We start from the raw sequence: 13289 nt of genomic DNA on the forward strand, positions 1-13289 counted from the left end.
CGCAGCATGAATCACCCGCTGAGCATTGCCGAGCAGGCCGGAATTCCGGGACCGCCCGAGTTCGCCGATATCGAGAGTGAGCGGCGTCGACGCAAGACCGCCGTCATCGGCGGGTATCGGATCCTGTCGAAATTCGGTTTGGACGAGGGAATCTCGGGACATATCACCGCCCGAGACCCGGAAGATCCGGAGACTTTCTGGACTGCGCCGTTCGGGCGGCACTTCTCCCAGGTTCAGCCGGAGGAATTGCTGCATGTGGCGTCGGACGGCACGGTCATTTCCGGAGACGGACCGCTCAACCGGGCAGCGTTTGTCATCCACAGCAAGGTTCACGAGGCTCGTCCCGACGTCATCGGAGCTGTTCACGCTCACGGTTTGAACGGTAAGGCGTTCTCCTCGCTGCACACCCGTCTCACGCCGATCACTCAGGACGCGTGCGCCTTTCACGAGGATCACTCGATCTACGAGGAGTATCACGGGGTGGCGCTGGACGAAGAGGAGGGGATTCGCATCGCGGATGCCCTCGGATCGAACAAGGCCGTGATCCTCACCAACCACGGCCATCTGACCGTCGGAACTTCCGTGGAGAGCGCAGTGTGGTGGTATGTGTCGATGGAGCGGTCGATGCAGGCGGAGCTGACAGCGCGAGCCGCCGGTGATCCGGTTGTCCTGCACGAGAAGATCGCGGCGCAGACCTACGAGGCAGTCGGCACCGAGAAGGTGGGGTGGTTTGCGTACTCGACCATCATCCAGAAGATCGCAGCAGACGAACCCGAGGTATTCGCGCACTGAATTCTTCGCGCACCGAATTCTTGCGAGCATTGGGCCCGTCGACCGAGAGGTCGGCGGGCCCTTTTCGTGGTGTCCCGCAACTGTTACCGAGGTCTGTTGAGCGGACCGGTTTCATTTGCGGGAGTCCGTCGGCGCAATACCGTATCGAGTGTGAACACAACGTCTTCCACGGCGACCGACAACGAGATCGGCGTCGATATTCTGATCATTGGTGCCGGCCCCGCCGGGCTATACGGCGCGTACTACGCAGGCTTCCGCGGCCTCTCGGTTGCCGTGATCGATGCCCTTGCGGAACCGGGGGGACAGGTCAGTGCGATGTACCCGGAGAAGGCGATCCTCGACATCGCAGGATTCCCTTCGGTCAAGGGACGCAACCTCATCGAGGGTTTGATAGCGCAGGCTGCCCCGTTCGATCCGGTGTACCTTCTGGGCATGCAGGCTCGTGAGCTGTCGCATGACGACGACGGCCGGGTGCGCATCACCACCAGCACGGGCCAGGTAGTGGTGGCCGGCGCGGTTGTCATCACCGGCGGCATCGGAACCTTCACCCCACGTCCGTTGGCGAAGGGTTCGGAGTTCATGGATCGGGGGCTGAGTTACTTCGTCCCGGATCTGTCGGCGCACACCGGGAAAGACGTTGTCATCGTCGGTGGCGGCGACAGCGCGTTCGACTGGGCCGTTCACCTGGAACCGATTGCCAAGTCCGTCACCCTGGTTCACCGGCGAGATCGTTTCCGCGCGCACAAATCCACAGTTGCCAAGGTGCAGGAAAGCAGTGTCCAGGTTCTCGTCAACGCCGATGTCTCGGCGGTACGTGGAAACGGGTGGATCGGCGAGGTCGACATCACCCACAAACAAGACAAGAGCACGTCCACGCTACCCGCTCAATCCGTCATCGCAGCATTGGGATTCACGGCCGACCTCGGTCCGATGATGGAGTGGGGAATCGAGATCGACAATCGCCACATCGCGGTGAATACACGGATGGAGACGAATGTTCCGCGTGTGTATGCCGCCGGGGACATCACGGATTATCCCGGCAAGGTCCGCTTGATTGCCGTCGGTTTCGGTGAAGCCGCTACTGCGGTGAACAACGCTGCGGCAGTGCTGGATCCGGAAGCGGAGATCTTCCCTGGACACTCCACCGAACAGGAGGGTTAGGCCATGGCATTTGTCATCGGTGAAGCATGCATCGACTACACGGACCGATCGTGCATGGAAGAATGCCCCGTGGATTGCATCTACGAGGGTGATCGCAAGCTCTACATCAACCCGAACGAATGCATCGACTGCGGCGCTTGCGAATTGGCCTGCCCAGTGGAGGCGATCACCGTCGACCGGAAAGCAGACGCGGATTTCAAGGAAGACAACAAGCGCTTCTTCCTCGAGATCTTGCCTACCCGTAGCGAACCCGTCGGAAATCCGGGTGGTTCGGCAAAGATCGACATCGTCGGCGTCGATACCCCGATGGTTGCGGCGTTCTGATGGCTGACGGCCTGCGACTCGGATACGTGGATTCGTCCTTCGGGCAATTGCATTACGCGCAGCAAGGTTCGGGTGAGGCGATTCTCCTGCTTCATCAGGCGCCCCGGTCGTGGGACGAGTTCCGCGAGCTCATTCCACTCCTTGCCGACGACTTCCGCGTTGTCGCGATGGACATGCCGGGGTACGGCAACAGTGCTCCGGTGCCCGGCCCGCAGACCATCGAGACCTATGCGCGAGGCGCGTGGGAATTGCTCGACACCCTGGGTGTCGATCGAGTCACGGTCATCGGTCACCACACCGGTGCGGCAGTGGCGCTCGAGATGGCGGCATCACGCCCCGAGAGGGTGCACGCTGCCGTGCTCTCGTCGTGCCCGTGGACTGACCGCAACTACCGCGAGGGGCATTCGGGACCCGGTGGGATCGACTGCGTCGACCGGGCCGCAGACGGTAGCCATCTCACCAGGCTGTGGGAGATGCGTCGCCCCTACTACCCCGAACCAGGCACCGCGCTGCTCGACAGGTTCATCCGAGACGCGCTTGCCTACCGGGTAGATCCGGCGGAGGGGCACAAAGCCTGCGCCCGCTATGTCATGGAGGCGAGAATCGGTTCGGTGACTGCGCCGGTTTTGCTGATCGGCGCGCAGAAGGATCCCTTCTCGATGCCTAACGTTGCGCCGTTGCGTGCACACCTGACGGGTGCGCCAGTGGTGGAAACGGAGATCGTCGAATCGGGGACCGTCGCGCTCGTCGAGGAGCACGCTCCGCAGATTGCATCCGCCGTCCGCATGTTTCTGGAGAATTACGCAGGTAGACGCCCCGTGTAAATTCTGCGGGACGGGTTCACTGAGCGGACCGTGTGGCGTGCGTCTCATCGTATGATCACCATAGTGTCGGTTCCGAAAGCACCTGCACCCATCGAGCACCCCGACTGATTCGGTCGCTGTGGCGCTCGGACTGGCAGGCTGTCACAGATCGTTCAGGAGGACACTCATGGCCGCTCCACAACAATCCGTCGGGTTCGGATCAGTTCTGCCCATCGCGCCCAGAACTGCTGCGCCGATCACGGCTGCACCGGCGCAGCCCGCCGGGGAGCTGTCCTCGGTTCTGGGCAAGGCTCGAATGATCTTGGACGCTTTCGACACCGACCACAGTGACCTGTCTCTGACGGAGCTCACTCGGCGCAGTGGGGTCGCGAAAGCGACGGTTCACCGGTTGGCCGGCGAGCTGGTCGAGTGGGGATTGCTCGAGCGCGCAGGAACCAAGTACCGGCTCGGCCTGCGATTGTTCGAGCTGGGCCAATTGGTGCCGCGTCAGCGGATTCTGCGCGACGCGGCGCTGCCGTACATGGAGGACCTGCTGCTGGCGACGCAGGAGACGGTTCACTTTGCGGTTCGTGACGGCATCGACGTCCTCTACATCGAGAAGATCATCGGACACCGCGGGCTCAATCAGCAGTCGCGGGTGGCCGGTCGGCTCCCGCTGTACTGCACCGCCACGGGCAAGATCATCCTTGCCTTCTCCCCGCAATCGGTCTTCGACGAGGTAGTCGAGCAGGGTTTCACCGCCTTGACCAGTCGAACGACGATGTCCGTCAGCGTGCTGCGCCAGCAAACCGAGCGGATGCGTAAGGAACAACTCGCCGTGGAGGTCGAGGAGACACGGCTCGGGTACATGAGCGTCGCAGTGCCGGTGTTCAGCGGCCCGCGCACTCTGGCCGGCGCGTTGTCTGTGACAGCGCCGACGGCTCGCCTCAACGTCAGCCGCATCACCGGGGCCCTGCGTACTGCCGGCGCCGGAATCACCCGAAAACTTCATGCCATGAAGTGCACACATTCACCGAGCGACCCGCTGGCTCTGCGCACGATCTGCAGTCCGGTGATGTGTTCGTTCAACGGTTGCGGCAAGTAGCGAGGCGCGGTCTATCGCCGGGCGCGGAACACGCTCTTCTCGCAGTCCCAGGTGCGTGGGCCGACGCCCCTCTCACGTAGCACTGCTTTCTGTACCTTCCCGGTTTCGGTGAGTGGCAACGTGTCCACGACGTCGATGTACCGGGGAAGTGCAAAGTACGGCAGCTGTTGCTGGGAGAACTCCAGAATCGAAATGGGGTCGAAAGATACTCCGGGGCGCAGTATTACAGCTGCCATGACGTCATCCTCGGCGAGATCCGACGGTACCGGGAAGACGGCAACCTGGCCGACGGACGGATGCAGCGCCAGAACGGTTTCCACTTCGGCGCCGGATATGTTTTCACCGCGGCGCCGAATCACGTCTTTGATGCGATCGACAAATCGGAACCAGCCGTCTGCTTCCCGAATCGCTCTGTCGCCGGTGTGTATCCAACTCTCCGGCGCCGGAATCTCCTCGCCCAGATAGCCCAGTGAACAGGCGCCGGGGATCGTGCTGCGGACCACCAGTTCGCCGGGCTCCCCGTCTGCGGCAGCAGTACCGTCGTTGACGACTGCGGCGTCGTAGCCGCTCATCACCCGGCCCATGTACCCGGCCCGCCGATCTCCCGGAAGCGTGCCGATCACGAGATTGGTTTCGGTACTTCCGAATCCGTCCACGAGTTCAACACCGAATCTCTGGGCAAACGGTTCGATCAGATGAGCCGGCGTTGCGGGGGCAAGTGCCACGTGGGCGCTGTGGTCTCGGTCTTGCGGCGAGGGGTCCGCGTTCATCAACATAGCCACCATCGCGCCCAGCAGGTAGTCGACAGTTGCGCCGATCTCGCGAACTTCGCGCCAATGATTGCGGACCGAAAATCGTTGTCCCAGGACAAAAGTAGACCCGGCCCAGAGGGACTGAACGAAGGCATTGAGAGCATTGGTGTGAAACAGCGGCAGGCAGTTGTACAGCACATCGTCCCCGGTGAGCCCGAGTGAGGCGCCGACGCCTTTGCCCCACTGCAGGAACTGCGCGTGCGGGCATCGGACGCCTCGGGGCAGACCGGTGGTGCCGGAGGTGAAGAGTATCGCGGCCAGGTCGAGCGGATCGAGGGTCTCGGGCTCACAGCCCGGATGCGAACCGGCAGTGGGGACGTATTGTTCACCCATGACCCACACGGTGCCGTCGAATCCGGCTACAGCGCCAGAGTATTCGGGTGAAACCAGGATCCGTTGTACACCAGCCTGTTCGAGTGCGCTGGCAACACTGTCGGCTCGGAGGGCAGTATTGAGTGGGACGACAACCGCACCGATCCACGCGCATCCGAGAACAAGGTCTGCCAGTTCGATCCTGTTGCCGGACAGTGCCGCCACGCGCTCCCCACGGCCGACACCGTGGTTACGGAGATCCGCCCCCATCGACGCTGCACGATCCCGCAATTCGCGGTAGGTGACCGTGATCCCGTCGACGACGAGGGCCGGATGATCCGGACGCTCCAGAGTTCGCTTCCGGATCAAATCCGGAAGCGAGCGCGGAATGGCATGTGCGTCGTGGGGCATGGGTAATTGTATCCCTCAGGGTACGACGACGGCCCGGCCGGCAACCTTGCCCTCACCCATCAACTGCAGTGCCGTTGCGATGTCATCCAGCGGAAACTCCTGCACTGCAACGGAAATCTTGCCTTCGATGAGCAGCCGGATCATTTCAGGTGCCAGTTCGGCTTGCCGGGCAGTCTTGCGAATCATGTTGACGGGCAGGATCCGGACATCGCTGAGCAACCAGTTCGGCAAGTCCAGGGTGAGGCTCTTACCCAAGGTATATCCGATCAGGGCAGCCCGGCCACCGGGGACAACACTCGCCAGAAGGTGCGGCAAGCCGTCGCCGCCAAGCGTGTCGATCACGGCGTCGACGGAAGGCTCGGATCCCAGCACTCCGGCAAGTTCGTCGCCTTGCCCGACGACGGGATGCACACCCTCCGGAAGCAAGGCAGCCTGATCTTCGCGCGGTACAACACCGATTACCTCGGACGCTCCGGCAAGCAGAGCGAACTGTGCTGCCATCGATCCGACAGCGCCGGATGCTCCGGCGACAACAACTCGTTCGCCGGGAGCGACGGCTGCAATGTCGTTGACGGCAACATAGCCGGTTGTGCTGGGCAGGAAGAAGGTTGCGGCGACGGCCGGCGACAGTGCGGGATCAAAGGGTGTGAACGCCTTGTCTGCCGCTACCAGATACTCAGCCCAGCAACCGTTCTTGAACAGGCCGACTCCGCCGCCTCGGACCAGAAGGCGGGTGCCAGGCTCATAGGTGTCGGATTCGATTACCGTCGCCGCTCCGTCTGTTCCACCGATATGTGGCAGGTTCGGCTTGACTCCGAAGTTTCCGCTTGCGACGGTGATGTCGAGATGGCCGAGCGCGGCAGCGTCGATGCGCACGAGCGTCTGACCGGATTCACGTGTGGGAATGTCGATGTCGTCGATGACCGGTGAAGTGCCGAACTGATGGAGTCGGGCCGCGCGCATTGTGTCTCCTAGTAGCGATCTGTGAATGGATGTACTGAATATGAGTGCGGTCAGGACAGGATCGACTGGTCGCGAAGTCCGGCGATCAGTTCGTCGCTGTATCCGAGCACCGACTCGAGGACGTCGTCGGTGTCCGCGCCCAGCACCGGCGCAGCGCGTCGGATCGAGCCGGGTTCGGAGTTCCGGCGAACGGGGATGCCTTCGTGGAGGAATGTTCCGGCGAGGGGATGTTCCTGTGCCGAATAGAAACTGCGTGCCCGAAGATGTGGATCGCTCTCGACCAGGTCGCGTCCGTCCTGGACGGTGCCGGCCGCGATACCCGCCGATTGCAAGCGTTCCATGACGGTTTCGGGTGACAGAGTCCTGGTCCAGTCGGCGATGGCGTCGTCGATACGTTCGTGATCGGCTTGGCGGCTTTCTGCACTCGCGAAGTCAGGATTGCCGATCCATTTCTCTGCTCCGATGATGCGGCACAATGCATTCCATTCCGTGGTATCGCGAACGGCAATCGAGCACCACCGGTCGCTGCCGAGGCACGGGTACACGCCGTGTGGTGCCAGTTCGTGATGGCTGTTGCCGATCGGATCGGGGGACTGTGACCGGGCGGCTCGGAGAACGCTGGTACCCATGTGCGCTGCCATGGCTTCGAGTTGTGACAGGTCTACGTGCTGTCCCCGGCCGGTCCGGTCGCGGTAGTCGAGGGCTGCCAGCATCGCGACGCCGGCTTGCAGTCCGGCGACGATGTCGCCATGGCCGTAGATGACTCCGACAACGTCATCGGCGTTCCAGCCGGTCAGTGCGGTCAAACCGGTACTTGCCGAAACGATGTCGGCATACGACACCCAGTCCTTACGAGGACCGGTGTGACCCATCCCGGACATCGACACGTAGATGATGTCCGGGTTGAGCTCCCGCAGTTGTTCGTAGCCGAGCCCCATCTTGTCCATGACCGACGAGCTGAAATTCTCGACCACGACGTCGGAGTTCCTGATCAGGTCGCGCAGTACCGAAAGGCCCTCTGCGGATCGGGTATCGAGTGTGATGCTGCGCTTGTTGCGGTTGACGTCGTTGAAGTACCCGCTGGTGTTCGGATTGTCGTGCGGTCCACGCGAGAGATGCATGAACGGTGCAAAGCGAGTCGGGTCCGGGCGTCCGATCGATTCGACCTTGATGACCTCGGCGCCGTGGTCGGCAAGGATTCTGGTGCCGTACGGGCCCGCCAACACCCACGTGAGATCCAGGACGCGGACACCTTCGAGGCTGGGCGTGCTGCCACCGCTGAACTCGTGGGTTTCGTTCACTGCCACAGGCGAGGTGGCCTTCAAGAGTTCCTGATGCTGGCCCAACCGGGCAGCCTCGAGCGTTCCGATGCGCCGGCCTTCGGGGAAAGCGAAGCCGAACCCGAGATCGCGGTAGGTACCGTGATCTCCGGTCACGTCGGTGAAGAAGTCCCGGTCGTTGAGTTGCGGGTTACGCAGCAGTTCTTCGGGCCGGTCGACCGCTGCCCACGGCAACTTGCGTGACTGCGCGCTGACCGCGAATTCTTCCTTCGGCCACTTCGCGATGAAGGCGGACAGAACGTCGAAAATGTGTTCCTGATGCGTCTTTCGGTAGACCGCGTCGGACCACTCCGGTTGATCGAGATCGTCCTGAGCATCGTTGTCGATCAGCCAGGCCAACATGCCGTCCCACATGCGGGGGCTACCGCCGAGGCCGCCACCGACATAACCGTCGGCGGCCTGAAACAGTCCGTGCGGAACGAGCGGATGTACCCGGCCCGGACGCGGCGGGACGCGGTCCTCGTGAATGTAGGCAAGAGTGCCCGCTTCCAGCGCGGCGGCAACACATTCCTGAGCGCTGATCTCCAGCAACGGGTTGTGGCCCTTGGATCGCGAACGCAGTCCGAGAAGCACGCCGATTGCGGCATTGATTCCGGCGAGCTGCTCAGCCTGGAGTTCGGGGAGCAGCAGTGGAGGGTGCTCGGGATCGCCGACCTGGGCCATCATCCCGCCGAGTGCCGCGACGGTCAGATTTGTTGCCTTCCAGTCACTTCGCGGTCCGGTAGTGCCGAAGGGTGTCACTCGTACGTGAACGAGAGATCCTCGGTTGTCGCGTAGAGCGCCGGCCGGGCTGCCGTCGAGCAGGACGTCGGCACTGCGCAGCAGTGCTTCGAAAGCGAGGCGATCGTTGCTGTCGTCGATATCGAGGACAACGGACTTCTTGCCCGCATGCCAATGCAAGTACGAATCACCCTGGGACTCGGTGCGACTGGGGTCACCGGTGGGTGGTTCTACCAGAATGACCTCGAAACCCAGCCCGACCAGGATGCGCCCGGCGAATCGCGCAAACGGACTGGAAATCTCTACGACCCGTACCGGGGGATGCACCACAACTACTCCGTTTCAATCGAAAGATATCGCCGAACCGACTGGTGTCGAACGTAGTTCTGCGGGCCGGTGGGCGACATGATTTCGGTCTGCCCACCGGACCCGTTCTCACTCTCGCTCAGGCGGCGTTCTGCTCGAACCATCCCGAGAGGAGGACAGCGGACGGATCGATGTCCGCGGAGATCTTGCCCTGCTCGCGGAAGAATGCAACAAGTTCGTTTGCGCGCTCCACGTCGTCCTCGGTGAATCCGCGTCCACCGAAATCGATTTGGGTCACCCGGTCTGCGGCCTCGGCCGGGTCCATCTGGATAGACGCGGCAATTGCGGTTGCAGCCCGATCCGGATCCGAGTTCACGATTGCCGACGCTTCCGAGATCACCTTGAACACCTTGCCTGCGGTTTCTTCGTTCGCGGACAACCAGTTGTCCGAAGCGATGATCCATTGGGCGTACTTGGCGCCGAAGTCGCCGGTCGTGGCAACAACGCGCCCACCGGTATTGACACTCTGCGTCACCCAGGGGTCGAAGGACAGGAAGCCGTCGATGTCACCGCGCGCCAGCAAAGCAGGCTGTTCGGGCGGGCTTGTGCTCACGAGTGTGACCGTCGTGGGGTCGATGCCGAGACTGGCCAGGTACTGGTTCGTGAAGTAGAGACCGATGCCGGGGAAGACGCCCATGGTCTTGATCGACTTCGGTTCGACGCCGTTCCTCAGTACAACCTGGAAGTACCGGTCGGATTCCTGAAATACGCCCAGCGCCCGCAGGCTCGGATTGGCGGCCATGACGGACAGTGCCGTCGAGTCGGCATTGCCGGAGAGTTCCGAGGTTCCGGCTACGACGTTCTGGGCGCCTGCTGCCCCGCCTTCGGTCTGGATGACCTGGACGTCGAGGCCGGCGGCCTCGAACATGCCCTCGTGGTCGGCGAGGAAAATCGGGGCGTACGACGGGTCTACACCTACCGCGATCCGTACCAGGCCACCACTTTCGGCGGAGTTGTCGGTAGCGGGGCGGGTGCATCCGCTGACGGCGATCGTCAGGGCGGCGAGAGAAGCGACTGCGCCCACCCATTTCTTCTGAAATTTGTTGAGCATGATGGCCTCTCGGTAAAAGGGGAGCTGTCAGTGTCCGGTGAAGGTGGGGGACCGCTTGTCGAGGAATGACTGAAGTCCCTCAGCGGCGTCGTCCGTCTTGATCAGTTCGAGCACGGCTTCGAATTCGAGGTCCAGCGCTTGACCGAGTGGCAACGACATGCCTTCGTCGACAATGCGTTTGATCATTCCGATGGTGGCAGTGGGTTTCGACGCGAGTTCGAGTGCGAGGTCAGCGCAATGTGCATCGAGGTCGGCGTCCGCAACGACGGTGTCGACCAGGCCGATATCGAGTGCATGCTCGGCGCTGAGCCGCTTGCCTTCGATCATGAGCACTTTGGCTCGGTGAGCACCGATGAGGCGTGGAAGTCGTTGGCTGCCACCGGCACCCGGAAATAGCCCAAGTCCGATCTCGGGGAAGCCGATGGTCGCCGACTGCGCCATGATGCGGAAGTCGCAGGCCAACGTCAGTTCTGCTCCGCCGCCGAGTGCGTGCCCGTTGATCTTCGCGACAACAGGTTTGGGAGCCGTCTCGAGGATCCGCTGTACGTCGACCCACGGGCGCATCGCGCGCTGAGTTTCTTCCGTCAGCTCACGCATCACGGTGATGTCCGCACCGGCGACGAAGAACCGTCCCGTGCCTGTCATGACAATGGCGCGGACGGTCTGGTCCGACGCGAGTACCGGCAGTATCTCCAGGAGCTCGGCGATCAGGCTGGGGTTGAACGCGTTGGCTGGAGGTTTGTCGATAGTCACGGTGGCAATCGAGTCTGTGACGTCGACCGTGACGAAGTTGTAGGTCTGGCCGGTCTGTCTCGTCAAGTGAGCTCCTGTCAGCGGGTTGGAGGGGTACAGCGGTCGAGCCGGGGGATGTGTAGGGGGAAGTATGGTGTGGGACTCTCACGTGGCGATACCGCTCGGGTTCGGTCAGTAGACCAGGGCCGGATCGAGCCTCGTGGATTCGGTTGGTGACCGCACGGGATAATTCTTTGCTGTGATCACGGCGATTTTTTCTCCTGTGACAGGATTGAGTCCGTGACTTCTGCAGTTCCGACCCAGCCCGAACCCGCTGTCGACAAGCGTCCCGAGTCGATCTTCACCATAGGGACCAGGCTCGAGGACCGACTCGGACGTACCGGCACCATCCACACACCGCACGGCGACATCGCAACGCCGTCGTTCGTGGCCGTCGGAACCAAGGCGACGGTCAAGGCTGTGCTGCCCGAGTCCATGAAGGAACTCGGCGCGCAGTCGGTGCTCGCCAACGCGTACCACCTGTACCTGCAGCCGGGACCCGACATCGTCGACGAGGCCGGTGGACTGGGCAAGTTCATGAACTGGGACGGACCCACCTTCACGGACAGTGGCGGCTTCCAGGTCATGTCGCTGGGCGTCGGATTCAAGAAGGTACTCGCGATGGAGGCCGTCGGCGTGCAGTCCGACGACGTGATCGCGAAGGGCAAAGAGCGCCTTGCGACGGTCGACGACGAGGGCGTCACGTTCAAATCGCACCTCGACGGCAGCAAGCATCGCTTCACCCCCGAGGTGTCGATGCAGATCCAGCATCAGCTCGGCGCCGACATCATGTTCGCGTTCGACGAACTCACCACGCTGCTCAACACCCGCGGCTACCAGGAGCGATCGGTCGAGCGCACACAGGCGTGGGCGATCCGCTGCATCAACGAACACGAGAAGCTCACCGCCGAACGCGCCGACAAGCCCTACCAGGCTCTCTTCGGCGTGATCCAAGGTGCGCAGTACGAAGATCTGCGTCGCCAAGCCTGCCGCGGCCTCGAATCGATCGAGGGCGAGAACGGCTACGGATTCGACGGTTACGGCATCGGCGGTGCACTCGAGAAGCAGAACCTCGGCACGATTGTGCGTTGGTGCAACGAGGAACTCCCCGAGCACAAGCCGCGTCACATGCTCGGAATCAGCGAACCTGACGACTTCTTCGTCGCAATCGAGAACGGCGCAGACACCTTCGACTGCGTCAATCCGTCGCGTGTCGCGCGCAATGCCGCGATCTACGTCCGCTCCGGCCGGTTCAACATCAACACCAGCCGATTCCGTCGTGACTTCACACCCATCGACGACGAGTGCGACTGCTACACCTGCGCCAACTACACCCGCGCATACATCCATCACCTCTTCAAGGCGAAGGAAATGCTCGCGTCGACGCTCTGCACCATCCACAACGAGCGATTCACCGTGAAGTTGGTCGACGACATCCGAGCCAGCATCGAAGGCGGGTACTTCCACGACTTCAAAGCCGACATGCTCGGAAAGTTCTACGGCCCGAAGGCCCCGCAAACTCAGGTGTAAGTCGGTTCGCGCTTCTTCACGTAGGCGATGACGCGGTAGGTGATCGGCATGACCAGAACCTCGACAAGGGTCTTCCACAAGAAGCCGACCAGCACGTAGTTGATGAAGTCTTCCCACGTACTGATACCGATGACGCCGGCCGCGATGGAACAGAAGATGAGCGTGTCGGCGAATTCACCGACGACGGTCGAGCCGATCAGCCGCGCCCACAGGTGCTTTTCCTGCATGCGCTTCTTCATCATGACCAGAACCAGGGAGTTCAGCAGCTGTCCGACAAGGTAGGCGGCCAAGCCGGCGACCAGGAGTCGGGGAATGACACCGACGACGGTTTCGAGGGCGGCCTGGTTCTCGTAGAACTCCGCCGACGGCAGTTGCACAGCGATCCAGAAACATGCGGCAGCAAGAATCAGTGCACCGAAGCCGAGATAGATCGCGCGCCTTGTGGCTTTGAAGCCGTAGACCTCACTGAGGACGTCACCGAGAACGTACGCGAGTGGGAAGAGGAAGAACCCGCCGTCGGTGATGACGGGCAGAACCTGCAATGGCCCGAGCGAGAACTCGGAATCCGCGAAGAAAGCGACCCCTTTGGTCGCCGCCACATTCGAGATCAGCAGCGTGGCGGTGAACAACGCAACAATCGTCGGGTAGTAACCCGTGCTGACGTGCGCAAATTTGGTCTCTTGAGTCGATGAGTCTTGCTGATCCTGAGCTGTCACGTCCGCAATCCAAGCATCTCAGGGCATCTTGAAGCGAGTTGGCGACCGTCCAGTTGCCCAGAACACAGCAGAAAGCCCGGCGGTTCGACGA

At 62.1% G+C, this 13289-nt stretch carries 12 protein-coding genes; 6 read left to right on the plus strand and 6 right to left on the minus strand.

Annotation, left to right across the window (positions count from 1 at the left end; all coding sequences use genetic code 11):
• Window positions 1-6 precede the first annotated feature (6 nt).
• The 5 genes from FFI94_RS01705 (at window position 7) to FFI94_RS01725 (ending at window position 4185) form a co-directional block, all read left to right on the plus strand.
• The gene (locus tag FFI94_RS01705; RefSeq protein ID WP_138871462.1) at window positions 7-792 is read left to right on the plus strand and encodes a class II aldolase/adducin family protein; all 786 of its coding nucleotides are present in this window, start codon (window positions 7-9) and stop codon (window positions 790-792) included.
• Window positions 793-942: 150 nt separating this feature from the next.
• Window positions 943-1953, plus strand: coding sequence for an NAD(P)/FAD-dependent oxidoreductase (locus FFI94_RS01710; protein ID WP_138871463.1), 1011 nt, complete (start codon window positions 943-945; stop codon window positions 1951-1953).
• A 3-nt stretch (window positions 1954-1956) separates the two neighbouring features.
• Entirely contained in the window at window positions 1957-2277 is a 321-nt protein-coding gene (locus FFI94_RS01715; RefSeq protein ID WP_138871464.1) for a DUF362 domain-containing protein, read from the plus strand.
• Window positions 2277-3101, plus strand: coding sequence for an alpha/beta fold hydrolase (locus FFI94_RS01720; RefSeq protein ID WP_138871465.1), 825 nt, complete (start codon window positions 2277-2279; stop codon window positions 3099-3101). The genes FFI94_RS01715 and FFI94_RS01720 overlap by 1 nt, the downstream gene beginning before the upstream one ends.
• A gap of 166 nt (window positions 3102-3267) precedes the next feature.
• Window positions 3268-4185: an IclR family transcriptional regulator gene (locus tag FFI94_RS01725; RefSeq protein ID WP_138871466.1), complete on the plus strand. Its 918-nt coding sequence runs from the start codon at window positions 3268-3270 to the stop codon at window positions 4183-4185.
• A gap of 11 nt (window positions 4186-4196) precedes the next feature.
• Here the strand turns inward: FFI94_RS01725 and FFI94_RS01730 are convergent, their stop codons facing one another.
• The 5 genes from FFI94_RS01730 to FFI94_RS01750 all read right to left on the minus strand — a co-directional run bounded on the left by FFI94_RS01730 (window position 4197) and on the right by FFI94_RS01750 (window position 10979).
• Window positions 4197-5720, minus strand: coding sequence for an AMP-binding protein (locus FFI94_RS01730; RefSeq protein WP_138871467.1), 1524 nt, complete (start codon window positions 5718-5720; stop codon window positions 4197-4199).
• A 15-nt stretch (window positions 5721-5735) separates the two neighbouring features.
• Window positions 5736-6683, minus strand: coding sequence for a zinc-binding alcohol dehydrogenase family protein (locus tag FFI94_RS01735; RefSeq protein ID WP_138871468.1), 948 nt, complete (start codon window positions 6681-6683; stop codon window positions 5736-5738).
• A 50-nt stretch (window positions 6684-6733) separates the two neighbouring features.
• Window positions 6734-9070, minus strand: coding sequence for a CoA transferase (locus FFI94_RS01740; protein ID WP_260683806.1), 2337 nt, complete (start codon window positions 9068-9070; stop codon window positions 6734-6736).
• A gap of 118 nt (window positions 9071-9188) precedes the next feature.
• On the minus strand, window positions 9189-10160 hold the full coding sequence (locus tag FFI94_RS01745) for an ABC transporter substrate-binding protein (protein ID WP_007731596.1): 972 nt from the start codon (window positions 10158-10160) through the stop codon (window positions 9189-9191).
• A gap of 27 nt (window positions 10161-10187) precedes the next feature.
• Window positions 10188-10979: an enoyl-CoA hydratase/isomerase family protein gene (locus tag FFI94_RS01750; RefSeq protein WP_138871470.1), complete on the minus strand. Its 792-nt coding sequence runs from the start codon at window positions 10977-10979 to the stop codon at window positions 10188-10190.
• A gap of 213 nt (window positions 10980-11192) precedes the next feature.
• Between FFI94_RS01750 and tgt the strand changes: the two genes are divergently transcribed.
• Window positions 11193-12482, plus strand: coding sequence for a tRNA guanosine(34) transglycosylase Tgt (tgt, locus tag FFI94_RS01755; protein WP_138871471.1), 1290 nt, complete (start codon window positions 11193-11195; stop codon window positions 12480-12482).
• Here the strand turns inward: tgt and FFI94_RS01760 are convergent.
• Window positions 12473-13198, minus strand: coding sequence for a queuosine precursor transporter (locus FFI94_RS01760; protein ID WP_138871472.1), 726 nt, complete (start codon window positions 13196-13198; stop codon window positions 12473-12475). The genes tgt and FFI94_RS01760 overlap by 10 nt on opposite strands.
• Window positions 13199-13289: the final 91 nt, after the last annotated feature.

It is taken from the genome of Rhodococcus sp. KBS0724 (genome assembly GCF_005938745.2).
Lineage (GTDB): Bacteria > Actinomycetota > Actinomycetes > Mycobacteriales > Mycobacteriaceae > Rhodococcus_F.

What these genes read in the sequence shown, in the direction of transcription:
- FFI94_RS01705 (WP_138871462.1), top strand. Translation starts at nt 7, where the DNA reads ATGAATCACCCGCTGAGCATTGCCGAGCAGGCCGGAATTCCGGGACCG.
- FFI94_RS01715 (WP_138871464.1), top strand. Translation starts at nt 1,957, where the DNA reads ATGGCATTTGTCATCGGTGAAGCATGCATCGACTACACGGACCGATCG.
- FFI94_RS01720 (WP_138871465.1), top strand. Translation starts at nt 2,277, where the DNA reads ATGGCTGACGGCCTGCGACTCGGATACGTGGATTCGTCCTTCGGGCAA.
- FFI94_RS01725 (WP_138871466.1), top strand. Translation starts at nt 3,268, where the DNA reads ATGGCCGCTCCACAACAATCCGTCGGGTTCGGATCAGTTCTGCCCATC.
- FFI94_RS01730 (WP_138871467.1), bottom strand. Translation starts at nt 5,720, where the DNA reads ATGCCCCACGACGCACATGCCATTCCGCGCTCGCTTCCGGATTTGATC.
- FFI94_RS01735 (WP_138871468.1), bottom strand. Translation starts at nt 6,683, where the DNA reads ATGCGCGCGGCCCGACTCCATCAGTTCGGCACTTCACCGGTCATCGAC.
- FFI94_RS01745 (WP_007731596.1), bottom strand. Translation starts at nt 10,160, where the DNA reads ATGCTCAACAAATTTCAGAAGAAATGGGTGGGCGCAGTCGCTTCTCTC.